Source organism: Vibrio sp. bablab_jr001 (genome assembly GCF_016464285.1).
GTDB lineage: Bacteria > Pseudomonadota > Gammaproteobacteria > Enterobacterales > Vibrionaceae > Vibrio > Vibrio fluvialis.
Map to the genome: position 1 here is coordinate 12,112 of NZ_JACDWZ010000039.1, position 22,045 is coordinate 34,156.

At 47.8% G+C, this 22,045-nt stretch carries 20 protein-coding genes and 2 pseudogenes; 16 read left to right on the forward strand and 6 right to left on the reverse strand.

Features of this window, described 5'->3' with window-relative positions; translation table 11 throughout:
* Nucleotides 1–15: 15 nt before the first annotated feature.
* From JIG40_RS02810 to rsuA, 3 genes are all read right to left on the reverse strand, one after another.
* Nucleotides 16–675 carry a DUF2913 family protein gene (locus JIG40_RS02810; protein ID WP_020428605.1) on the reverse strand — a complete coding sequence of 220 codons (660 nt, stop codon included), beginning with the start codon at nucleotides 673–675 and terminating at the stop codon, nucleotides 16–18.
* On the reverse strand, nucleotides 675–1,883 hold the full coding sequence (locus JIG40_RS02815; RefSeq protein ID WP_020330337.1) for a Bcr/CflA family multidrug efflux MFS transporter: 1,209 nt from the start codon (nucleotides 1,881–1,883) through the stop codon (nucleotides 675–677). Before JIG40_RS02815 ends, JIG40_RS02810 begins: the two co-directional genes overlap by 1 nt.
* Nucleotides 1,884–2,047: 164 nt before the next feature.
* Nucleotides 2,048–2,749 carry a 16S rRNA pseudouridine(516) synthase RsuA gene (rsuA, locus tag JIG40_RS02820; protein WP_020330336.1) on the reverse strand — a complete coding sequence of 234 codons (702 nt, stop codon included), beginning with the start codon at nucleotides 2,747–2,749 and terminating at the stop codon, nucleotides 2,048–2,050.
* 86 nt (nucleotides 2,750–2,835) lie between these two features.
* Between rsuA and JIG40_RS02825 the strand changes: the two genes are divergently transcribed.
* The 5 genes from JIG40_RS02825 (at nucleotide 2,836) to rplY (ending at nucleotide 7,614) form a co-directional block, all read left to right on the forward strand.
* A complete protein-coding gene (locus JIG40_RS02825) occupies nucleotides 2,836–4,572 on the forward strand; it encodes a DEAD/DEAH box helicase (RefSeq protein ID WP_143683241.1) in 1,737 nt (578 codons plus the stop codon).
* A gap of 80 nt (nucleotides 4,573–4,652) precedes the next feature.
* Complete coding sequence (locus tag JIG40_RS02830; RefSeq protein WP_020330334.1) at nucleotides 4,653–5,042, forward strand: PepSY domain-containing protein; 390 nt, start codon at nucleotides 4,653–4,655, stop codon at nucleotides 5,040–5,042.
* Nucleotides 5,043–5,051: 9 nt separating this feature from the next.
* A complete protein-coding gene (locus tag JIG40_RS02835) occupies nucleotides 5,052–5,711 on the forward strand; it encodes a response regulator transcription factor (RefSeq protein WP_020330333.1) in 660 nt (219 codons plus the stop codon).
* Nucleotides 5,701–7,047 (forward strand): ATP-binding protein, encoded by a 1,347-nt coding sequence (locus JIG40_RS02840; protein ID WP_020428608.1) that lies wholly within the window; start codon nucleotides 5,701–5,703, stop codon nucleotides 7,045–7,047. The genes JIG40_RS02835 and JIG40_RS02840 overlap by 11 nt, the downstream gene beginning before the upstream one ends.
* 288 nt (nucleotides 7,048–7,335) lie before the next feature.
* On the forward strand, nucleotides 7,336–7,614 hold the full coding sequence (gene rplY, locus JIG40_RS02845) for a 50S ribosomal protein L25 (RefSeq protein WP_004725590.1): 279 nt from the start codon (nucleotides 7,336–7,338) through the stop codon (nucleotides 7,612–7,614).
* 142 nt (nucleotides 7,615–7,756) lie between these two features.
* Here the strand turns inward: rplY and JIG40_RS22815 are convergent.
* Nucleotides 7,757–7,858, reverse strand: a pseudogene (locus tag JIG40_RS22815) (haloacid dehalogenase-like hydrolase); the annotation flags it as partial.
* Between the two features lie 4 nt (nucleotides 7,859–7,862).
* Here JIG40_RS22815 and JIG40_RS22820 point away from each other — a divergent pair.
* The 7 genes and pseudogenes from JIG40_RS22820 to JIG40_RS02875 all read left to right on the forward strand — a co-directional run.
* Nucleotides 7,863–8,081: pseudogene (locus JIG40_RS22820) on the forward strand (hypothetical protein); the annotation flags it as partial.
* Nucleotides 8,082–8,287: 206 nt separating this feature from the next.
* Nucleotides 8,288–9,931: a BCCT family transporter gene (locus tag JIG40_RS02850; protein ID WP_199464723.1), complete on the forward strand. Its 1,644-nt coding sequence runs from the start codon at nucleotides 8,288–8,290 to the stop codon at nucleotides 9,929–9,931.
* A 96-nt stretch (nucleotides 9,932–10,027) separates the two neighbouring features.
* Nucleotides 10,028–10,360, forward strand: a complete 333-nt coding sequence (locus JIG40_RS02855) for a hypothetical protein (RefSeq protein ID WP_020330330.1) — start codon at nucleotides 10,028–10,030, stop codon at nucleotides 10,358–10,360.
* A gap of 358 nt (nucleotides 10,361–10,718) precedes the next feature.
* Entirely contained in the window at nucleotides 10,719–10,931 is a 213-nt protein-coding gene (locus JIG40_RS02860; protein WP_020330329.1) for a cold-shock protein, read from the forward strand.
* A 1,563-nt stretch (nucleotides 10,932–12,494) separates the two neighbouring features.
* A complete protein-coding gene (locus JIG40_RS02865) occupies nucleotides 12,495–12,800 on the forward strand; it encodes a hypothetical protein (protein ID WP_038128281.1) in 306 nt (101 codons plus the stop codon).
* 196 nt (nucleotides 12,801–12,996) lie between these two features.
* Nucleotides 12,997–14,127: a 5-methyltetrahydropteroyltriglutamate--homocysteine S-methyltransferase gene (locus JIG40_RS02870; protein ID WP_020428613.1), complete on the forward strand. Its 1,131-nt coding sequence runs from the start codon at nucleotides 12,997–12,999 to the stop codon at nucleotides 14,125–14,127.
* A gap of 503 nt (nucleotides 14,128–14,630) precedes the next feature.
* Nucleotides 14,631–15,689 carry a sensor domain-containing diguanylate cyclase gene (locus JIG40_RS02875; protein WP_199464724.1) on the forward strand — a complete coding sequence of 353 codons (1,059 nt, stop codon included), beginning with the start codon at nucleotides 14,631–14,633 and terminating at the stop codon, nucleotides 15,687–15,689.
* Between the two features lie 61 nt (nucleotides 15,690–15,750).
* Here JIG40_RS02875 and JIG40_RS02880 read toward each other — a convergent pair whose 3' ends face one another.
* The gene (locus JIG40_RS02880; protein ID WP_020428617.1) at nucleotides 15,751–16,062 is read right to left on the reverse strand and encodes a YdhR family protein; all 312 of its coding nucleotides are present in this window, start codon (nucleotides 16,060–16,062) and stop codon (nucleotides 15,751–15,753) included.
* A 189-nt stretch (nucleotides 16,063–16,251) separates the two neighbouring features.
* Nucleotides 16,252–17,112 carry a DMT family transporter gene (locus JIG40_RS02885; RefSeq protein WP_020330321.1) on the reverse strand — a complete coding sequence of 287 codons (861 nt, stop codon included), beginning with the start codon at nucleotides 17,110–17,112 and terminating at the stop codon, nucleotides 16,252–16,254.
* A gap of 363 nt (nucleotides 17,113–17,475) precedes the next feature.
* Between JIG40_RS02885 and JIG40_RS02890 the strand changes: the two genes are divergently transcribed.
* The 4 genes from JIG40_RS02890 to JIG40_RS02905 all read left to right on the forward strand — a co-directional run bounded on the left by JIG40_RS02890 (nucleotide 17,476) and on the right by JIG40_RS02905 (nucleotide 21,959).
* Nucleotides 17,476–18,732, forward strand: coding sequence for an aromatic amino acid transport family protein (locus JIG40_RS02890; RefSeq protein ID WP_038156473.1), 1,257 nt, complete (start codon nucleotides 17,476–17,478; stop codon nucleotides 18,730–18,732).
* A 253-nt stretch (nucleotides 18,733–18,985) separates the two neighbouring features.
* On the forward strand, nucleotides 18,986–19,930 hold the full coding sequence (locus tag JIG40_RS02895; protein WP_020428621.1) for an HlyD family efflux transporter periplasmic adaptor subunit: 945 nt from the start codon (nucleotides 18,986–18,988) through the stop codon (nucleotides 19,928–19,930).
* An 8-nt stretch (nucleotides 19,931–19,938) separates the two neighbouring features.
* The gene (locus JIG40_RS02900; RefSeq protein ID WP_020428623.1) at nucleotides 19,939–20,865 is read left to right on the forward strand and encodes an ABC transporter ATP-binding protein; all 927 of its coding nucleotides are present in this window, start codon (nucleotides 19,939–19,941) and stop codon (nucleotides 20,863–20,865) included.
* Nucleotides 20,862–21,959 carry an ABC transporter permease gene (locus JIG40_RS02905; RefSeq protein ID WP_020330317.1) on the forward strand — a complete coding sequence of 366 codons (1,098 nt, stop codon included), beginning with the start codon at nucleotides 20,862–20,864 and terminating at the stop codon, nucleotides 21,957–21,959. The genes JIG40_RS02900 and JIG40_RS02905 overlap by 4 nt, the downstream gene beginning before the upstream one ends.
* Nucleotides 21,960–22,045 lie beyond the last annotated feature (86 nt).

Here is a 22,045-nt window from a genome sequence, read left to right on the forward strand (position 1 = left end):
TTTCACTGCCAGCGATCAGTCCGCTTTGAACGACAGCGGAATTTCTGCCACCTGCTGTCCCATGTTGCCTGGGTAAATCAGGTACTCACCATGATATTTGACGTTCGATTTGTAATCGGTACGCTTGTGAAGCATAAATCCGGCTGCCGCAGCTTTCTCGACAAATCCGGCATGGAAACCGCGCACAAACCAGCTCATCGGTTTAACCAGCAACTCACCGTCAAAGCACGATTCACATTGCACGGAACACAGTGCCAGTGAGTTCTGACCGTCAGTAAAGATCTGCACTTTACCGCAATCGACTAACGGCTCAGACGTCGAGATTTCCCATCCGTCCTGCTCCATGCTATCGAGAAACTGCTCAACTTTTTTATCAGTGATGGTGTTGTCACGTTCACTGCTAAAAAACGACGCGTAATAGCCAGAGATGCGTTTAAAGGTAAACAGCAATTCCGACTGATTGCCTTTTGAACGGCCCGCTTTCTGCCAGCGCGTTAAGTCATCGACCACACAGCGATGAAAACGTTGGCTTTTCAACGCCTTGGTAACCCAATGCACTAAAAAATGATTGTTGGCCACTGGTGCGTTCACCAGTTTGCCTGAACGATGTTCAGCGTCTAACTCTGCCAATGCCGAATTCACGACATTCTGAATTTCCAAGTAATAGTCTGACACTACGCTTTTCTTCCTAAGGTCCAATAAAAACCGACCGATAATACCGAACATCCGGCCATAACGAAAATCATTGGCCACGCAACGCCGCTTGGCATTGCGGCAACCACAGCGCCAATCACAGATCCGGTACCAAAACGCAGTGTACCCGCCAGTGACGATGCTGTCCCCGCCATACGAGGGTAGCCACTCAGCAGCAAACCCATCGAGTTACTACCAATGGTTGAGATTGTGCCGACAAACAGCACGACAAAAGGCACCGTGCCCCACAGACCAGCATCCAGCATCCAGCCGACAAACAGGCCAATACCGGCCAATAACTGAATGAACAGACCGAAACGTAGCATCGCATGCGAACCAACTTTCTTCACGAAGCGGCCATTTAAGCTCGTCATGGCGATCATCGCGACAATGTTCAGGCCAAACAGGTAACCAAACTCATTCGGTGTCACACCATACAGATCGATATAGACAAACGAACCTGCGGTTAGGAATGCAAACATACCAGCAAATGAAAACGCGCCCGAGAAGATCAGCCCCATCGCCTCACCGTTGCGACACAGCTGAAGGTAGTTTTTAATGGTACTTCTGAAATGCAGAGGTTGACGGTTGTCTGCCGACAATGTTTCCGGAATTTTCCAGAACACCATGGCAATCACGAGCGCAGAGAAAATCGCCAACGCCCAGAAAATGGAACGCCAACCGAACCACACCGCCAAATGCCCACCAATCATCGGGGCAACCAGTGGAGCCAACGTCACCACCAGAGTCACAAACGACATTGCTCGCGCAAAATCTTCTCGATCGAACATATCACGCACCACGGCCTGAATGACAACCGCCGCCGCCGCACCGGCAAAACCTTGCGCCGCACGAACGGTGGTTAAAGCATCAATACCATTGGTCGTCGCGCTGACCATTGAAGCCACCGCAAACAGGAAGACACCGCACAGCATGACAGGACGACGTCCGTAGCTATCAGCTAAAGGACCATGCAAAAGTTGGCCGATAGCAAAACCGGCGGTATAAGCCGTCAGCGTAATTTGAACCGCACCAGCACTGGCACCGAGATCTCGGGCGATCGCTGGCATCGCTGGCAGATACATGTCGATCGCTAAAGGGGTTAACGCACCTATCGCGCCAAGAACCACAAACAACAGAAAACCGATCTTCGAAGCATCGTGTTGGGGGGATGCAGTATTAGAGGTCATAAATCTCCGCTCTGATATAAATACGAAGTGCGACAACAAGGTGCCGCACTTAGGATAGTTTAGTAAACGCGCCACAGATTAGGGAAATACGCGCAAACTTCTAGTTCTTATTAGGAAACAAACTATTTCCTAAATTACATTTTATTTCCTGACAGAGTCGTCAATTACTTCCAGATAGACGCCACTTCTTCTTCGGTCAGATAGCGGTATTCGCCCGGTTCCAAGGCCTCATCCAATACGATGTCACCGACACGCTCACGGTGCAGACCCACAACTTTATTGCCCAGCGCGGCAAACATACGTTTCACCTGATGGTATTTACCTTCGTGAATGGTCAGCAGTACTTCATTTTCGTCCGCATTCACCAGTTCCATTTGCGCTGGCAGAGTCATTTCACGTTCGTTACGCAGCTCAATTCCATTCGCCAGTTTCTCGGCGTAATCAGCCTGCACAGGATCAGCCAGCCAAACGCGATAGGTTTTGTCGCACTTGTGTTTTGGTGACGTAATTCGATGTGACCACTGTCCATCATCGGTGATCAGCACCAGCCCCGTGGTATCCACGTCCAGACGCCCGGCAAAATGCAGGCCTCGCATATTCACTTCATCGAGCAAAACAAACGCCGTGTGATTAAAACCGTCTTCATGTGAGCAGACAAATCCTTCCGGCTTATACAACATAATGTAGCGCGGCCCTGTCAGCGAAAGCTCACGATCCTGCCATACCACCACGGAGTCGTCCGTCACTTGTACTGAACCGCTTTTCTGAACCTTACCATCGACGGTAACATCACCACTTTTCAGAATCTGAGTGGCTTCTTTTCGCGTGCTGCCCAGCGCATCACACAAGAATTTATCTAAACGCATGAATACCTCATCTGCTTCAAGTCGGGTATTATAGCGAGCTGACACTAAATAGTTGAGCTATTTCACAGAAATTATCGCCGGCCAGCATGTACACACTTCGTCCTTATCAAGCAGATTCCGTCAAAGCGGTCATCCACTACTTCCGCCAACACTCCACTCCTGCCGTCATCGTGCTTCCCACAGGCGCGGGCAAAAGTTTGGTGATCGCCGAATTAGCGCGCCTGGCAAAAGGTCGAGTTCTTGTGCTGGCACACGTTAAAGAACTGGTCGAGCAAAACCACGCGAAATACGAAGGTTATGGCCTCATAGGTGCCATCTTCTCGGCAGGCCTTGGCCGCAAAGAAACCGATCAGCAAGTGGTGTTTGCTTCGGTGCAGTCGGTCGTTCGCAACCTCGACGCATTCAAAAACCAGTTTTCATTGCTGGTCATCGACGAATGTCACCGCGTGCCGGATGACAAAAGCAGCAGCTATCAAAAAGTCATCACTCACCTGCTGGAACTCAATCCGGGAATGAAAGTATTAGGTCTGACTGCTACGCCATATCGATTGGGAATGGGTTGGATTTATCAGTATCACACCCGTGGTCTGGTGCGCAGCGAAGAGCCACGTTTTTTCCGCGATTGTATCTTTGAACTACCGATCCGCTACCTGTTGGATGAAGGATTCCTTACTCCAGCGCGCCTTATCGACGCCCCCGTGCTGAGTTACGACTTTTCGCAGCTCAAGCCTGCCAACACCGGTCGCTACAAAGAATCTGAAATGGATTTGGTGATTGAACAATCGAAACGCGCGACACCGCAGATTGTTCAGCAGATCATTCAGCTCGCCGCCGATAAACAGGGCGTGATGGTGTTTGCCGCTACCGTGCGCCATGCACAGGAAATATTGGGCTTACTGCCACAAGGCGAATCCGACATCGTGATTGGTGATACGCCGTCACCGGAACGTGACGCCATTATTCAGCGCTTTAAGCAGCGTGATTTGAAGTTTCTGGTTAACGTATCCGTACTGACCACTGGTTTTGACGCACCGCACGTCGATCTGATTGCTATTTTGCGCCCGACGGAATCGGTCAGCTTGTATCAACAAATTGTTGGCCGTGGCCTGCGCCTTTCTCCGGGGAAAACCGAATGTTTGGTGCTCGACTATGCGGGGAACACCTACGATCTGTATCAGCCGGAGGTAGGCGACCCCAAGCCGGATTCCGACAGCGAAATCATCACCATCCCCTGCCCGGCCTGCGGCTTTAACAATAACTTTTGGGGCAAGCTCGACAGTAACGGTTTTTTGATAGAACACTACGGCCGCCGCTGTCAGGGCTACTTTACTGATGAAGAGACTGGCGAACGCGAACACTGTGGGTACCGCTTTCGCGCCAAATACTGCGGCGAGTGCGGTGCAGACAACGACATCGCCGCACGAATTTGTCATGAATGCGATGCGACGCTGGTCGACCCGGACAAAAAGCTCAAAGAAGCACTCAATCTGAAAGACGCGCTGGTGTTTGAGTGCCTCGACATGGATCTGTCGGTATTGAAAGATGACAAAGGCAAATCCCAGCTCAAAGTGACCTATCGCGGTGACAACAACGCACAGGTGCACGAGTTCTGGTCTTTGACGACAGCGAAACAAAAAGCCACGTTCAAAGAGCGCTTTGTGCGCCCTCATCTGGCCGACAAACATCGTCCGTTTGATGAAGCATCGCCAAGCAAAGTGGTGAATAATCAACATCGCTTCCGCCCGCCCCAGTTCGTAATAGCCCGCAAAGTCGGTCGCTTCTGGAAAATGCGCGACAAAATCTTTGAGGATGAACTGAGTTAATCTGCGCAAAGTGGTTGATTCACTTTCTATTCATTTTCATTTTTATATACTGACGGCATGTGACTTAACAGGTAGCTAATATGTTGAATCAACACATGAAAGCATTCGCATGTCTTGCTCTTTTCAGTAGCCTCTCTCTGCCAGCACTCGCTGACCACGATGCCTCGCACGAACTGATTCAAGACGCCTATAAAGAAGGCGCCCACGTTAAAATCGATGAAGATCAGGACGAAGTGTATGAAGCGGTTCGTCAGGGTAAAATTCGCCCTTTTTCCGAACTCTACGCCACCATTGATAAGCAGTTAAATGGCCGCGTGATTAAAGTCGAACTGGATGAGGATGACGATGAATGGATCTACGAACTCAAACTGGTTTATGACAATAAAGTGATTCGTGTGGAATACAACGCCACCACCCTTGAGCTAATGTCTATTCGTGGACGTAACGTCCTCGATGTCATCAAAAAATAGAGAAACATCATGAAAATACTGGTAGTGGAAGACGACGCGCGTTTGGGTGAACAGATCATTGAGTCACTAGAGCAAACTGGCTGGGTACCCGAATTATCGCAGGATGGGATTGATGCTCTTTACCGCGCAACGTCTGAAGAGTGGGATGTGATCGTGCTCGACCTTGGTTTACCTAAGTTAGACGGGTTAACCGTTCTCAAAGGCATTCGAGATGAAAACATCAACACGCCAGTGGTGATTCTCAGTGCGCGCGATACCTTAACTCAGCGCGTTGAAGGTCTAAACGCAGGCGCCGACGATTACCTTACCAAACCGTTTGAAATGGTGGAACTCATCGCCCGCATTCGCGCACAACTGCGCCGCGCTTCAGGGAACGCTTCACCCGTAATGCAAATTGGCGATTTAAGTCTGGATACTCGCACATCGAAAGTGATGTGGCGCGGACAAGCCGTCAACCTCACCGCGTTGGAATATAAAGTGGTCGCCTATTTTATGCATAACCCAGAGAAAGTCATTTCCCGCACTGAGCTGGTTGAGCACATTTACAAGCAAGATTTTGATCGCGACTCAAATACCATTGAGGTTTTCATCGGCCGAATCCGCAAGAAAATCGCACCGAACATCATTAAAACCGTCCGTGGTTTAGGGTATCAGTTGTATGCCGAATAGAGAGTCGCCGTTCAAACGCCTCAGTCTGAAAAGTCGTCTGTTATTGGCGGCGACCTTATGGCTCGGCGCGATGATTCTCGCAGCAGGCTATATCATTCCAAGTCTGGTAAAAGAGTATTTGGTGTCTGACGTTCAGAACCAGCTTCGACTTTCCATGGATGAAATCACCGCCAACCTTGAGGCCAACGACCGCGGCGGCCTGAGCCTTGCCATCCGCTTATCCGATCCACGCTTTTACCAACCCTATAGCGGGCTTTACTGGACAGCCAGCGTCGGCGATCAGGAATTGCGTTCTCGTTCGTTGTGGGACAAATCGCTGACCAAACATGAGCATGGCCTCAAGACGACCTACCTGGGTGCAAAAGATGAACCCTTAGTGATCCTCACCCGCACCGTCTATCTGCCGGAGTTCTCAAACCCAATCACGATTTTTGTCGGTGTCGATGAAGCGCCCATCATGGATACCCTCAAACAGGTGGTCAGCCAACTTTGGGTCATCCTCGGTTTGTTGTTTGTCGGTGTACTGGTGCTGATTGCCGCTCAAATTTCCTGGTCGCTGTGGCCACTGGGCAAAATGCAAAAAGAGCTGGTCGCCCTACGAAAAGGCGAACAATCGGGATTGGACGAAGCTTATCCAAAAGAGATTTCACCGTTGGTGAACGACCTCAATGCGTTGTTGTTTCACTATCAGGAGCTTTTAGAAAGAGCTCGCAACCATGCCGGTAACCTGTCGCATGCGTTGAAAACGCCACTTTCCGTCCTGAAAAACGAGATAGAAACGCTGCCGCCTGATCAGCGTGAAAAGCTGCAACTGCCCATTGATCAAATTCAAAAGCAAATTGACTACCACCTCGGGCGCGCGCGAATGGCAGGTTCTGCAAACATTCTGGCGGTAAAAGCAAACCCCAGCGAACGTGTCGACGCCATTTCAATGGCTTTTGATAAAGTGTATGCCGAGCGTGAAATTGTCTTGGTAAACGAACTTGATTCTGAGCTGGAAGTCGCCGTCGACACCACCGACTTTGATGAAATGATCGGTAACCTGTTGGAAAACAGTTATAAGTGGGCCAATTCCCTGATTCGGGTCCACAGCCGAGTGATTGACAAGAAATGGGTCGAAATCTGTGTTGAAGACGATGGTCCAGGAATCAAAGATGAAGACTTAGACAACGCCGTCAAACGCGGAGTTCGGTTGGATGAAACTCAACCGGGTACCGGGCTTGGCCTCAATATCGTCAGTGAGATGTCGCACAGCTATCAGGGGAAACTCTCGCTTTCGCGCAGCCAGCTGGGCGGTTTAAAAGCGGTGCTCAAGTTAAAACAACCCGCTCTTTAGCTTTTTGGACAGTCGAATAACACCGCCCGAAGCGGGGCAGCATCCTCGTTTAGAATCACGTATTTTGACATCTTTGCGCAGGATTGATGGTTAATCCGCCAAACAGTGGTGAAATTCAGGCCCAACAGCCGTTAGAACCCTGTTTTTCTATTGCTCGAATCGTATTTGAATGATAGTATCCGCGCTCGTTTTGATGCTAACTCATCGTTGACATCGAAACTTTACCACGGCGACAAGGTCGCATTGTTGCTGTGACGTTACTAATTTACTAATTTGAGAGTAAATACCATGAAATTTGAAGCAGTAGTACGTACTGAGCTAGGTAAAGGTGCGAGCCGCCGCCTACGTAACACTGGCAACTTCCCTGCTATCGTTTACGGTGGTGAAGCTGCGCCAGTATCAATCACTCTGAACCACGATGACATCGTGAACCAGATGGACAAACCTGAATTCTACGAAGCAATCGTTCTTGTGATCGATGGCGCTGAAGTTAAGGTTAAGCCACAAGACGTTCAACGTCACGCGTTCAAGCCAAAAGTTGAGCACATGGACTTCATCCGTATCTAATTCCCTACCAAGGAATTAGTTGGATTAAATCCAACCTTTTGCATACATAAGACAATCGGCCTTACCATCCGAGAATCTAGAAATTCGAAAGCCCGATGCTACCAACATCGGGCTTTCACCGTTTTAGGGATTCTCTAAAACCTTAGTTAGGATAAATCACCTTCCAGTCAGTTTTCATATCGACAACTGGCCAGCCTTTCGCTTTCGCTTCATCCAAGCCTTTATCAAGTTTACCGACATGGGATTAGTCTGATTCACTCGGCGTCATTTCACACTCTTTTGCGAAAAAATGGGCTAAAACGCTCAATCTTCAAGTGTTGGAATGCCCAATCAACACCGCGTACATCCCCTATCATCTGGTTTACCATCGACGCGAATTAAAAAATCCAGCCCACAAAGCTCTGAGGGATAAAATCAAACGCCGTTTAGTTCAATTTCAACATAACTTGGGAACACTGGCCGCTTGAGAACGGCATGTTCGATGGCCTATATAACAAAGCGAAGCGACAGCACTTTTCTTTTTCACAACGCCTATCTGGTTCAGAAAAAAGACAATTTGTGCAAAGTCAGTACAAAGATTGAAGGAAGAGACAAAAATCACGGCTATAGTGTAACTAACCGCGAATCATCACTCACGGCGAACTTTGTTGACTCACAATGGACGGAATGAAAGATGGACAATGATGATAATGGCGGTGTTCCACGCCCAAGCGGAAAAGCAAATCCTATCGATACGGATTACACGGTAGGACAAGACAATGTGGTGTTATCCATCGGACCTTTCGGTCTGGACATTCATAACCGCGTGTTTGCGGTCTCTGGTCTGGCTGTTGTGACTTTCGTTTTCGCCACGCTGATATTCCGGGATCAAGTCGAGCCTCTGTTTGTCCATCTACGAGCCTGGTTGACATCCCATCTCGATTGGTTTTTCCTGCTCTCCGGCGATTTCTTCGTCATCGTCTGCATAGGCTTAGCCATTTCACCGCTCGGCAGAGTGCGCATTGGCGGCACGCATGCGACCCCGGATTATTCCTATGCGAGCTGGCTCGCGATGCTGTTCGCAGCAGGTATGGGGATTGGTTTGGTGTTCTTTGGTGTGTCCGAGCCTATGTCGCATTTCAGCTCGTCACTGGCAGGACCGATTGTCGACAATGGCGTGCGTACCGACTGGGCGCCGCTAGGCGGATCCATCGGTGATACAGAAGCGGCCCGCTCACTCGGCATGGCTGCAACCATCTATCACTGGGCTTTACATCCTTGGGCAATTTACGCACTACTGGCACTAGGCTTAGCGATTTTCTCGTTTAACAAAGGCCTGACGATGCGTTCGGTGTTCTATCCCATTTTTGGCGAACGAATCTGGGGCTGGACAGGCAATGTCATAGATATTCTTGCCGTGGTTGCCACCGTATTCGGCCTCGCCACTTCTCTCGGTTACGGTGCGTCTCAAGCAGCAACCGGATTGAATTTCCTTTTTGGTATTCCGCTGACCGACACGACGCAAATTGTGCTTATCATTGTTATTACCGCCTGCGCGCTATTTTCGGTCGTCGCCGGGTTAGACGGCGGCGTAAAACTGCTGTCTGAAGTCAACATGGCTTTGGCGGCTATACTGCTGCTATTTATTGTCATAGCCGGACCAACGGTCGGCATTCTGAGTGGCTTCTTTGAAAACATCGCGTCTTACGTAGAACATATTCCGGCTCTGTCGATGCCATTTGAACGCGAAGACATCAACTATTCACAAGGCTGGACGGCGTTTTACTGGGCGTGGTGGATTTCCTGGTCACCATTTGTCGGCATGTTTATCGCGCGAGTGTCTCGTGGCAGAACCGTTCGCGAGTTTATTGTTTGCGTCTTACTCATTCCTTCCACCGTGTGCATTTTTTGGATGACTGCTTTTGGTGGAACGGCGATCAGTCAATTTATTAATGATGGCTATGAAGCGGTGAAAAACGCCGATCTGCCGCTCAAACTGTTTGAAATGCTGGCAGTCATGCCGCTGACGTCCATTACTTCGTTCGTGGGTATTGTGCTGGTAATTGTGTTTTTTATTACGTCGTCAGACTCCGGTTCTTTGGTCATCGACACGATTTCTGCAGGTGGTAAAGTGGATGCTCCGACACCGCAGCGCGTATTCTGGTGTACATTCGAAGGGTTAGTCGCGATTGCACTGCTACTCGGGGGAGGATTAGCCGCGGCGCAAGCCATGGCTGTAACCACAGGGTTTCCATTCACTATTGTATTACTGGTGGCGACCATATCGTTGATACTTGGCCTGATGAGTGAACCAAGGCCAACAAAAACCAAACGGTAAGGCGCTGTGTTTTTGATGAGATATGTATCGTAGGTGCCCTTGGGGGCTGAAAACTTTAACCAACTGTGTAACCACCACATTGCTTGGAGAAACGCTATGGCTGATATCATTGATGACTCACTCAACGAAATTCGTCGAGAACTTAAAGAGCGCTTAACCACCTTGTTGGCAAAGTCTGAACTCGCCCAAAAGGCCTGTTTGCCCCGCCTGACTACTCTGCTCACCTACTATCTGGTCTATGAAGAAGGCGAATTGAGTTACGAACACTTTCTCTCGCAGCTCAGCAAGCCAGAAAACCAGTGGCGTTGCTTTCTGATTTTCGGTTCGTCTTTGCCTCAGAATGAGCTGGATGAAATTGTGCGAACCTCACACCAGTATCAAAATGAACTGGACGACATTCTACTTTCCATGGGTATACACCTTCAGTAAGTCACTAAACCATGAGTCTTAAAGAAAAGAGCTCAATATTCGGGCTCTTTCTCTTACACTCCACCACTACCGCGTCTGCATCATTCGGTACGCGGTTTGGTTTATAAACTAGCGTGGCGAGAGTGAAATAAATATTTACGCTTCTGGATAAAATAAAGCTGTTCATTGTTTGTTTAACCTGTATACTGCCCCTCAGCTCTTACCATTGAGCTATTAATGATACGTCTATAAAGTTCTCTCAGTTATCTTTCGATATTCTTCGTATAGCTCCTGCGACAGCTCCTCTCGATAGTCCATGTAATAGCTTTTGTTATCAGCACACTTATAACTCGTAAATATTGAAAATCTAGAGGTCTCTATGTCTAACAAATCGACTGGTTCTGTAAAATGGTTCAACGAAACTAAAGGTTTTGGTTTCATCACTCAAGACAACGGCGGCAAAGATGTATTCGTACACTTCGCTTCAATCGTTTCTGAAGGTTTCAAAACTCTGGCTGAAGGCCAGCGTGTAAGCTTCGACGTTGAGCAGGGCAAAAAAGGCCCACAAGCTGCAAACGTAGTAGCACTATAATTCCGTTAGCGCGGCACCCGTTGCCGCGCTATTCAATCCCTTTCAATTGCTTAATCTTCTGGTTTTCCCTCGATTTACATCTGTCTGATCTACAAATTAAATCTGGTCACTCCTAGAAATTCTCGATTTTAAACGCCTGCAACTTAACATTGCACACACCATTGTGGTATCGCGATGAAAGTTAGCTTTAAGTGTAAATTAGAATCTTCCAATCTTTGAAATGGAATAACGGCGTTAGAGTTTGTGCGTCACGTTTAAAGCGTGTGTACATTAACGTTTTGTTACCTGGAATTTTGAAAACAGCTGTTTTTAAACAACCTATTATTCTGGTTTGATAAAAATCGCAGACTATTCTAGAACAAGCATCACAAATTAGGCGAGATTTCTGTCCTTTAGAATTTATCCGTCTAGAATCATTTTATTCAACTCGACAGAAATAATCTTATGCCGAAAAAAGTTAAAGAGAAAACGGAAGAGAAAGCGAATCTTCCAGAAGAAAAGAAAGTATTAACAGAACACCAAACCAGAAAGCGAATTGAAGATATTCTGGAAAAGCGTAGGTTCGACGATTTGTTCGAATTGTAATTTTTACGCTTCACTTAACCTTTCTATTTCGAAGAGTTTCTGATATCTCATCAGCGTTGCCGTTCGTGCACAAGTCCAGTGCTTTGAATGCGGCAAAATAGTGCCTTACCCTGCGTTCAACAGCCAACCGTCATAGCTCGTATCCATATTGAGAGCAAAAATTGGTTTTGCATTGCCTGTGTTTTGTTTACGTAAACAAATAATGCAAAACGAATTGTTGCTTTTTATGGGCATTCAGGTGTAAGAATATGAACATTCGGTGACAAATAGGCACGGAACTTGATTGACATGTTAGTGTCATATGAAGCGGGTAATGTAATCCCGAATGAAGACGTAAGTCACCGACATGAAATTTGGTGAGTATATTTAAAACTCACTCAAGACGTTATGGGAAAACCCATAATTTGTAATACGCTCCCAACGAAAGGGAGCCATTAAGTAAACCTTAAACAATAAGCTCACTAAGAGCGTTACTTATAAAGGAGATTACTATGAAAAAAATGAGAAGAGCTCAGCTGCATCGTGTTCGCATCCAATATTGGAAAGACACAAAAGCAGAAAAGAAATCATAGTTAAACGCCGCTAGGCACCCGAGAACTGGCAATACTCCAAACCTCACATCATTGCCAGTTCAATATATCCCCTTCATTTCGAACTCCCCCGACTCTGGCACCTCACACAATACTCTGAACCGTCTAAATTCAGATACACTGCCCCTTGTCGGACGAGAGATCGAAATGAAGGAAATAACCCTCATGATCAAACACCTATTTCCACGTACCTTCGCGATACGCAACATCCTGTTTCTAAGCATTCCATTCAGTTACAACCACTCAAATAAATACAAACAATTGTTCTAAAAAAGATGCCTAGTGCTTCACTTAGCCAAGCGATGTCTACCTATACTTTGTGTGAAGTGGGCGCATCCACGCTGTTGACGGTTGCATGGACAGAAACACGTTTGAAATCGAGCATATTATGTACACTAAACATCGGTCATACACATTGGCAGGAAAGGGACATCATCATGCAAATGTAATGGTGAACCCGACTGGTTATTTGCATATTCATATTATGGAGGAAAAACGTAAGTTTAACGGTGAGTTTGAGTCACTCTGTTTTGAAACTCACGGCAAATGTACAGAACTAACCTGTAAGGATACTGGGCGAACTAACCAGATGCGTTGGCATTTAGATCTCTCGGGAGAAGATGCCACAGAGCTGGTAGGTTTGATAGAAGAGGCCAAAGAGGAATACGAGACGCTAATGCGCGATCTTTGCTAGTAAACGTTCCACACTCTTACCCAGTTTTATAGTAGCGACCAGCCTCTCCTTTCTTACGGTTGGTCGTTTTCATTTTTCTGCGATCCATCTAGTTGAATTTGTTTCATATTGATTATGAACAAAATCAGATTAACAAGACGTCTAGCCATCCATTACTCTGACCTCACAAACCCGACTCACAATAGAGGTAACTATCATGGCTTTACGTCCTCCTTTTCGCACTGACACCGTAGGCAGCTATCTGCGCCCGGCTTTTCTCCATCAGGCACGCCGTGATTACGCTCAAGGGAAAATAGACCGTTCTCAGCTCACTCAGGTTGAAGACGCAGCCATTCTCGAATTGGTAGCGCAACAAAAGGCAACAGGCATCCAGGCCATCACTGACGGTGAATTTCGCCGCGGTTTCTGGCACATCGACTTTTTGGAAAATCTGCACGGAATCGAAGGTTATACACCTGATGCCGGCTACAATCAGAAATTTCATGGCAAAGCCGCACCGGCTTACAATATTCGAGCGATCGGTCGTATCGCTTTTAACCCTGAGCATCCATTTCTGGAACACTTTGATTTCCTGCTCAATGCAGTAGGTGAAGATGAACACTACGTCGCCAAAGCAACCATTCCCAGTCCGACAATGATTCTCCGTCAGGAAATTCTCGCTAACGATGGTTCATCACGTATTCACAATATCTACCCGGATCTAGAGCTGTTCTACCAAGACTTAGCGCAAACGTATCGTGATGCCATTCAAGCGTTCTACGCCCGAGGTTGCCGCTATTTGCAATTCGATGATACGAATTGGGCGTTTTTGGTCGATGCAGAGAAACGCAGCGGCCTTGAAGCGAAAGGAATCAATCCAGATGAAATTGCTCAAATTTGTACACGAATCATCAATGAAGCTTTGCGCGATAAACCTGATGACTTGGTGGTTACTACACACATCTGCCGCGGCAATCACGCGTCGTCCTGGTTGTTTTCCGGTGGTTATGAACCTGTAGCTGAAGCTCTGTTTGCCACTCACTACGATGGCTTTTTCCTGGAATACGATTCCGAACGTTCTGGCGACTTTGCTCCCCTGCGTCATTGGTCCAATGTGCAAAGCCAAATTGTGCTCGGCTTGATTACCTCAAAATTCCCTGAACTGGAAGATGCCGCTCAAGTCAAAGCGCGGATTGACGAAGCATCGCAATACGTGCCGCTTGAAAACCTGTGTATCAGCCCACAATGCGGCTTCGCCTCCACTGAAGAAGGCAATAAGCTTACCGTTGAGGAGCAATGGGCCAAAGTCCAATTTCTCAAACAGATTGAGCGGCAAGTCTGGTCGTAAGCACTAATCTATAGATTTAAAGCCGGAGTCTTGCCCGGCTTTAAATCTCTTTCAATCCACACCAACTGGCATTCTCTGCATCGCGTCCTACTTAAATGAAAATAATTGTCATTATTTGACTGCTATGCAAAATACTAACTTTACCGAACGGTGAACATGTAACCAGTCGTATATTTACCAATCCTGTTATTTGTATCAACAGTGAGAATTGCTCAACTTTTGATTCACATCTTCCTCATATTCTCATCATTAACAACTAATTCAAAAGTAGTATTTTTGCAGGAACAACATGAATCAAAATGTATATAGATAACTGATATCTATGAATTAAATGGGATCCTTCCCAACACTTGTTTGACACTGGGACAGTTGATTTCACCGAGCTTGCATCTGATAAAAATACCAGTAATGTTTAAAGGGAAATCTATCCATATTTCATAACGAATGAGTTAATAAATATCGGTATCAAAAAAGAAAAATATAATAATTAAAGGGGTGTAGTTATGCCTGCCGAAAGAAAGTTTGCCCCTTTAACGCTGTCCGAATTTGAAAAAGGATACCACATCAATTTGCCTGCCGAATTTATTCACGCATTATCGGCGGCACCTTCACTTCAGGAAGTTCTCGATACCGTTTCGCAGTGGATACACAGATTATTTGACGCCGAGCGCGCCAGCATCACTTTGCAAGATGGCAGTGAATATTTAAAGCTCTACTCTATCAGTGGCAATAAAGCGATTCCGCTCGATTTTCCGGTGCCTATCGCGCAAACCTTCGTCGGTCGTGCGTTTTCTGAGAGAACACTGATCATCTGTGACGATTTGGCGCAATCCGATGAGTTAGATTGCATCATGCTCAGCCAGTTCGGGATGAAAACTTGTATGGATGCGCCATTACTGTGTGGAAATCAATGTTTAGGCACGTTGAATGTAGCACACAATCAAACCAGCTATTATTCCGAAACCGAGGCACTTGAACTGCAATGCTTGGCAAACTGGATTGCACTGAACATTAACCTGCGTCTGCAGGTCATGGAGCTTAACCAGTTAGCCTCTACGGACCATCTGACTGGTGCTCCTAACCGCCGCGTATTTACCAAAGAAATTCAGCACGCGTTAGCACAGTTCCACTCGGATGGTGCGTCCTTCTTTTTAGGATTGATGGATATTGATCATTTCAAGATACTCAACGATCAATATGGCCATAACGCCGGCGATTACGTACTCAAACAAGTGGTCGGAATATCATCAGCCTTACTGGGTTCAGACGGTCATCTATCACGCATTGGAGGCGAAGAATTCGCCCTGATACTGCACGATCAGAACAAACAAAGCGCATTGGCTATCTACAATGCGGTTCGTCATGCCATAGAACAGACCATGATGGAGTATGACAACATGACGATGTCTATCACTGTGAGTATTGGTATCACGCAGGTTCAAACCAGCGATCTCTATCCTGAGCAACTACTGAAAAGAGCGGACAAGGCGTTGTATGCGGCGAAATCAAATGGCCGTAACCTCATCAACTGCGACAGCGCAGGACAGAAACTGGTCGGATAGAGAAGAACACCCGAAACGCTGCTGATTATTCACATTCAGCAGCGTTTCGGGTTCAGAGTCATCATGAGTGACTAAAAGGGCCGCGCTCTTCATAAAGCGGGAACATAAGCTCATACACCTCCCTTCTCACGTCTAGCGCTTCATAAGCCGATGGGATGGTTTTTGCCAGTTCAGTCTCTTTGAAGGCTTGCATGGACGGCAGATCTTTGAAGAAATAGATACCACACACCTCGCCAGTTTGCGGGTCGCGACCATAAACCTTTTGTATCAATCCAGGGATTTCTTTAAACCGAGGTTTACGCTCAAGAGCCCTTCTTTCCAGCTCATCGGGATCCAATCCAGACTTAATCCGCACATATAAAATCACCGCCATGTTCTTCTCCTTATTCCTTGATTGCTAAGCAAGTATAAGAACACAAACGGAATGTCACTTAGTCACAGCCGTTCATATCAAGGCAGAATTTCGCGAGAAGGTGCCATCTAACCTAATGAAAGTAATTGAAATACATCGAAGAGTAGAAAAAAGAAAAGGCGCCTTAGCGCCCTTTCTACTCAAACCGGATTAGCGTCGAATGTTGCTCATACGGTATAGCAGCAATGAACCGAGCAACAACACACAACCGATAATTTTGTTCAGTGGCATTGATTCACTGTAAATCCAAACACTGAGCAATAGGGTCCAAACGGGTTCAAGCAGCATCAGAATGGCGGCGTTGGTTGGGTTAGCATGTTTTTGCCCGACCGTCTGCATCAGGTAGCGAAGACTGGTTGCCAGCAGAACACTGAGTACAAACCATTTCCAAGTTTCACCACTCACCTCTTGTGGCCAGGCTTCAACAAAATAGGACAGGAGCAACCCAAGACAACCTGTCGCGAAAAGCTGTAACGTGGTCAACAACATTGGTGGCAATTTAGCGGAGTATTGGCTATTGAAGTTGAAATGCAGCGCGAGTCCAACCGCAGCAAGTAGAAACCATAACTGGCTGGCGGCAACATTCCACTCACCGTTCCAAGCAAGTAAAAACAAACCGACCACAGCAATCGGCAATGACATCCAAAACGCCCGGCTGGGTTTGTTCCCGAACAACGGCCAAGCTACCAGCGGCACAAACAACATCGACAGGCTCATAATAAAGGCCCCTTCACCAAGAGTGTCACTGATGGAAATCGCGTAGATCCAGCAAAAGATAGATCCACCCAGAAATACACCTACCCCCATAGAACGGAGCATATCGCCTAGCGAGGCTTTGCGTAGTGCAGGCAAGCAAAAAGGCAATAGAATAAGTGACGCGGTCACGAATCGAAGACCGATAAAACCAAAAGGAGGCAGCCCTTGAATGGCTTGTTTAGAGAATACCCATCCCGCTGCGGCAAGCAGTGTAGTCAGGACGAGAATGATTTCGGCACGCAGGTTAGCAAACATGATGGATTGTTATAATTTTTAAACAGGCAGGTATCGATTGTGCGGCAAATTGCACAACAACTCCATAGGCAAAACTGCTTTTATTTCCGCACGTTAGAAATGAATGATGGAATAACCCACAACTCTAAATCAAACACTCTGTTAACATCTCAATCAAACCAAAAAATAGTTATTTTTTGGTTTTTAGTTTCAGTAATAAAGTGAAAAATTAGAATAAAAACCTATTAATTCGTTTTTTTCATAGTTTCATACATCAACGCTTCTTGTGTATGCCAGTGAATATGACCAGAGTCACAGTGTGATCACATCAACTAAAGGGAGTAGGATTCGCAACATTATTATTCTTATATGGACTTCAATTCAGTGAAAGAATCTCAAGAAGTTTTAGATTTTAGCGTTTCTAAAACCACAACATCCTGGAATAAACACGATACTCACTGGCTACTCAGCCTGTTTGGCACCGCGGTCGGGGCTGGTATTCTGTTCCTTCCAATCAATATCGGCTTAGGTGGATTCTGGCCATTGGTTTTGATGGCGGTGTTGGCTTTCCCTATGACTTACCTCGCGCATCGAGGATTGGCGCGCTTTGTTCTCTCTTCTGAGCGTTCAGACGCAGACTTTACCGATGTGGTCGAAGAACACTTCGGCGCCAAAGCTGGTCGCTTGATCTCCCTGCTCTACTTCTTATCTATTTTCCCAATTCTGCTGATTTACGGCGTCGGTCTCACTAACACGGTCGACAGTTTTCTCGTCAATCAGGCTCAAATGAGCAGTCCACCAAGAGAATTGCTGTCAGGTGCACTGGTATTCAGCCTGATCGCCATTATGCTTGGCGGAGAGAAGATCATGCTGCGCGCCTTTGCCGCCATGGTTTACCCGCTTGCCGCCATACTTGCAGCACTCTCTTTTTACCTCATTCCGTTTTGGACGATGCCATCTCTGGCAATGCCTGCGCTCAGCAATTTCACCCAAACGGTTTGGCTCGCAGTGCCAGTGGTCGTATTTTCATTCAGTCATGCGGCGGCGATTTCAAGCTTTGCCAACATTCAGCGCCGCCACTATAAAGACAACGCGGTTGTCAAATCTGAGCAAATCCTTAAACGCACCAGCATCATGTTGATCGCATTCGTATTGCTGTTTGTGTTTTCTTGCGTCCTGGCGTTGTCACCCGAGCAGTTGATTGAAGCTAAATCGCAGAATGTCTCGGTGTTGTCTTATTTGGCAAACGCAACCCACAATCCGTTTATTGCCACGCTCGGTCCTTTGGTCGCATTTGTTGCCATCACCTCGTCCTTTCTGGGACATTTCCTTGGCGCGCGTGAAAGCTTAAACGGGCTCATCATCAAACACAGTGGTCTCTCTGCACGCAGCGCTGACAAAATTGGCATTGCATTCATGTTTGTGGCGATTTGGTTTGCGGCGGTAATGAACCCAAGCATTCTCGGGATGATGGAAGCGCTATCCGGGCCCGTCATCGCGATGATTCTGTTTATCATGCCGATGATTGCTGTCTATCGAGTGAAAGCGCTACACGCCTACAAGCAGCGTTTAAGTACCTACTTTGTGCTGTTTGTCGGCGTTCTGGCGGTATCCGCTTTACTGTTTAGCCTGACGCGCTAAGCCCATCACCCTAACGGCCCACACTGTGGGCCGTTTTGTTATCCCTTCTCCTTTCGCTGTCACATCACCGTTTCCCCATTCTCCCCGCTATTCCACAACAACGCGTTTTTGATGAATAAATCTGGTTTGGTAATTCACAGAGTTCACCAATAATGAGTGCGACAAATGGCTTATCTAACATAAACTTGTTGTAACGATGAAACGAATTCCTTCGCACTTTGTGCCTCACGCTTATTTTATTAAGGAGCAGTTCATGAAACGGGGTTTAACACTGTCGCTTCTCATTCTGCTGCTCTCCGGCTGCAGTCAGGACTCAGAGAATCAAGCCCTTGGCACGCTAGAACGCGATCGGGTGACCTTCTCTGCCACCAGCAACGAAATCATTCGCCAACTACCTATTACAGAGGGCAGCGAAGTGCATGTTGGTGATGTGCTGGTAAAACTCGATGATGCCAGTCAGCAGGCCATGGTGGCGCAAGCCATCGCACAGCGTGCCAAAGCGGCCGCGTATCTGGCCAAACTCACCAATGGTGAACGTCCGGAAGATATCGCAGTAGCGCAAGCTCGCGTATCCCGTGCCACGGCGCAGCTCACGGAAGCAGAAAAAAGCTTTCGCCGCGTCTCGGAACTGGTATCAAAACGTTTAATCAGTCAGTCCGAAAAAGACAGTGCTGTGTCGGTAAGAGATTCTGCCCGCGCTGAGCTCGATTCGGCCAAAGAAGAATTTGCCAAGCTTACCGCTGGTGCACGTATTGAAGATATTGAGCAAGCGAAAGCCGAACTGGCCGCCGCAGAGGCGAACGTGACACTTCAGCAACAGAAACTCAGTGAGCTGACGATTGTGGCTACCCGTAACGGCATTCTCGACAACCTGCCCTACAACCTTGGCGAACGCGTCTCGGTAGGCAGCATCGTGGCCGTAGTGCAAGCCGACAGCGTGCCATACGCCCGAGTGTATGTCCCCGAGCGTTTTCGCGCTCAGTTTACCGCAGGCAAAACAGTGACGGTGCATGTCGATGGCGTTGCCGACAGCTATCAGGGCGCGGTTCGCTGGGTAGCTAACGAACCCTCGTTTACTCCATATTACGCGCTGACTGAAAACGAGCGTGCGCGCCTGATGTATCTTGCTGAAGTGGACCTGCCGAACTCGGCGCAGTCTCTGCCTTCCGGGATTCCGGCACAAGTTGATTTGCCGTAGGAGTTGGTATGAGCGATCTCGCCATTCACGCGCAGAACGTGATGAAAAAATTCGGTGACTTCACCGCCATCGAAGGCATTAATCTCAGTGTGCCGAAAGGCAGTATCTACGGCTTTCTGGGACCTAACGGCTGTGGTAAATCGACCACCATTCGAGTGCTGACCGGGCTATTGAGCCCAACGGAAGGTCAGGTAAACGTATTAGGGCTGGATATTCCCCGTCAATCTGAAGCTTTGCGGCTGAAGATTGGTTACATGACCCAGAAGTTTTCACTGTACGACGATCTTAGCGTGCAAGAAAACCTGCAATTCATTGGCCAGATTTTTGGTATGAACCGCAAGGAACTCAACGCCAGAACTGACGAACAATTGAAAACGTATGGATTGGATGAACGCCGTAAACAACGCGTCGGCGGAATGAGCGGCGGTCAGAAACAGCGTTTGGCGCTGGCGGCGGCGACCATGCATCGCCCTGAACTGCTGTTCCTTGATGAACCGACGTCAGCGGTCGACCCGGAAAACCGCCGCGAATTCTGGGAACAGTTGTTTGACCTCTCCTCACAAGGCACCACCATTCTGGTGACAACACACTACATGGATGAAGCCGAACGCTGTCATCGGCTCGCGATTATGGAAGCCGGTGAAATTCGTGCCGATGATGAACCAGAAAAACTGATGCAGCAAATGGGCGTAACGGTCGTGGAAGTGAAAGCGCCACATTTGCGTAAGCTCAAAGAAGTTTTGCTCACCAAGCCAGAAGTGCGCTCCGCCGCGCAACTGGGCATTCGTCTGCGTGTATTAATCCATCGTCAAGTTCAGGACCCGATTGCCTGGCTACGCCAAACCAATCCAGACTTAGCGCACGCCGAAATGACGATTGCGCGCCCGAGCCTGGAAGATGTTTTTGTTACCGTGACAGGGAAAGGCCGCCAATGAACTCGCTCTATCGCATTAAAGCCGTCATGGTGAAAGAGTTTCGCCAGTTGTCACGCGATCGCATCACTTTCGGTATGGTGGTGATGATTCCGCTCATCCAGCTGATTTTGTTTGGCTTTGCCATCAACACCGATGTTCGCAACATTCCGGTGGCAGTGGTTGATCAAAGCCAATCCACATTTGGCCGCCTGCTGACAGAATCGATTAAAGTGAGCCAAGTGGTCAATGTGACTCAGGCTTACACGACCGCAGATCAAGCGCAGCAAGCGATTGCCAGTGGCGAAGTCCGCGCCGCGCTGGTTCTGCCGAAAGATTTAACCCAGCGGGTGCAAGAAGGTCGTGAGCTTGGTCAATGGATTGTGGACGGTTCAGATACCATGATTGCGGGCGCTATTTCAGGTCTTAAAAACATGCCGTTGCAGGATTTCGATTTTAAAATCAAACCCGCAGCCACACCGACCTTTGAGATTACTCTGTTCTACAACCCCAGTCGGCGCGCGGCAGTTAATATCGTGCCTGGGCTGCTCGGCGTAATCCTGACCATGACCATGATTCTGTTTACCAGTGCAGCCATCGTACGTGAACGTGAACGTGGCAATCTGGAACTACTGATTACAACACCGGTGCATTCTATAGAACTGATGATAGCGAAAATCGTTCCGTATATTTTTGTCGGTCTGATTCAGGTGTTCATCATTCTGGGGTTGGGGCATGCAATTTTCGATGTACCGATTAATGGTTCGCTGAGTCAGATTCTGTTTGGCACTTTACTGTTTATTTCCGCCAGTCTGACGCTGGGCCTGATGATTTCGACAGTCGCCAGTACACAGTTGCAAGCGATGCAGATGACGGTGTTTATTCTGCTGCCATCCATTTTGCTGTCTGGCTTCATGTTTCCTTACGAAGGCATGCCCGTCGCGGCGCAGTGGATATCTGAAGTTCTGCCTGCTACGCACTTTATGCGCCTGATTCGCGGGATTGTGCTGCGCGGCGCTGATCTCGCCGACTTATGGAAAGATACAGTGTGGCTGGCGGGATTCACCGTATTGGGACTGTTTGTCGCCTCAATGCGCTTTAAAAAGTCACTCGACTAGCAATGCAACTCAATGTTATTCAACTATTTGAGCTGTCAAACTTCCCTTACATTTTCCAATCATCGTGATAGGAAAATCAGTGCTCT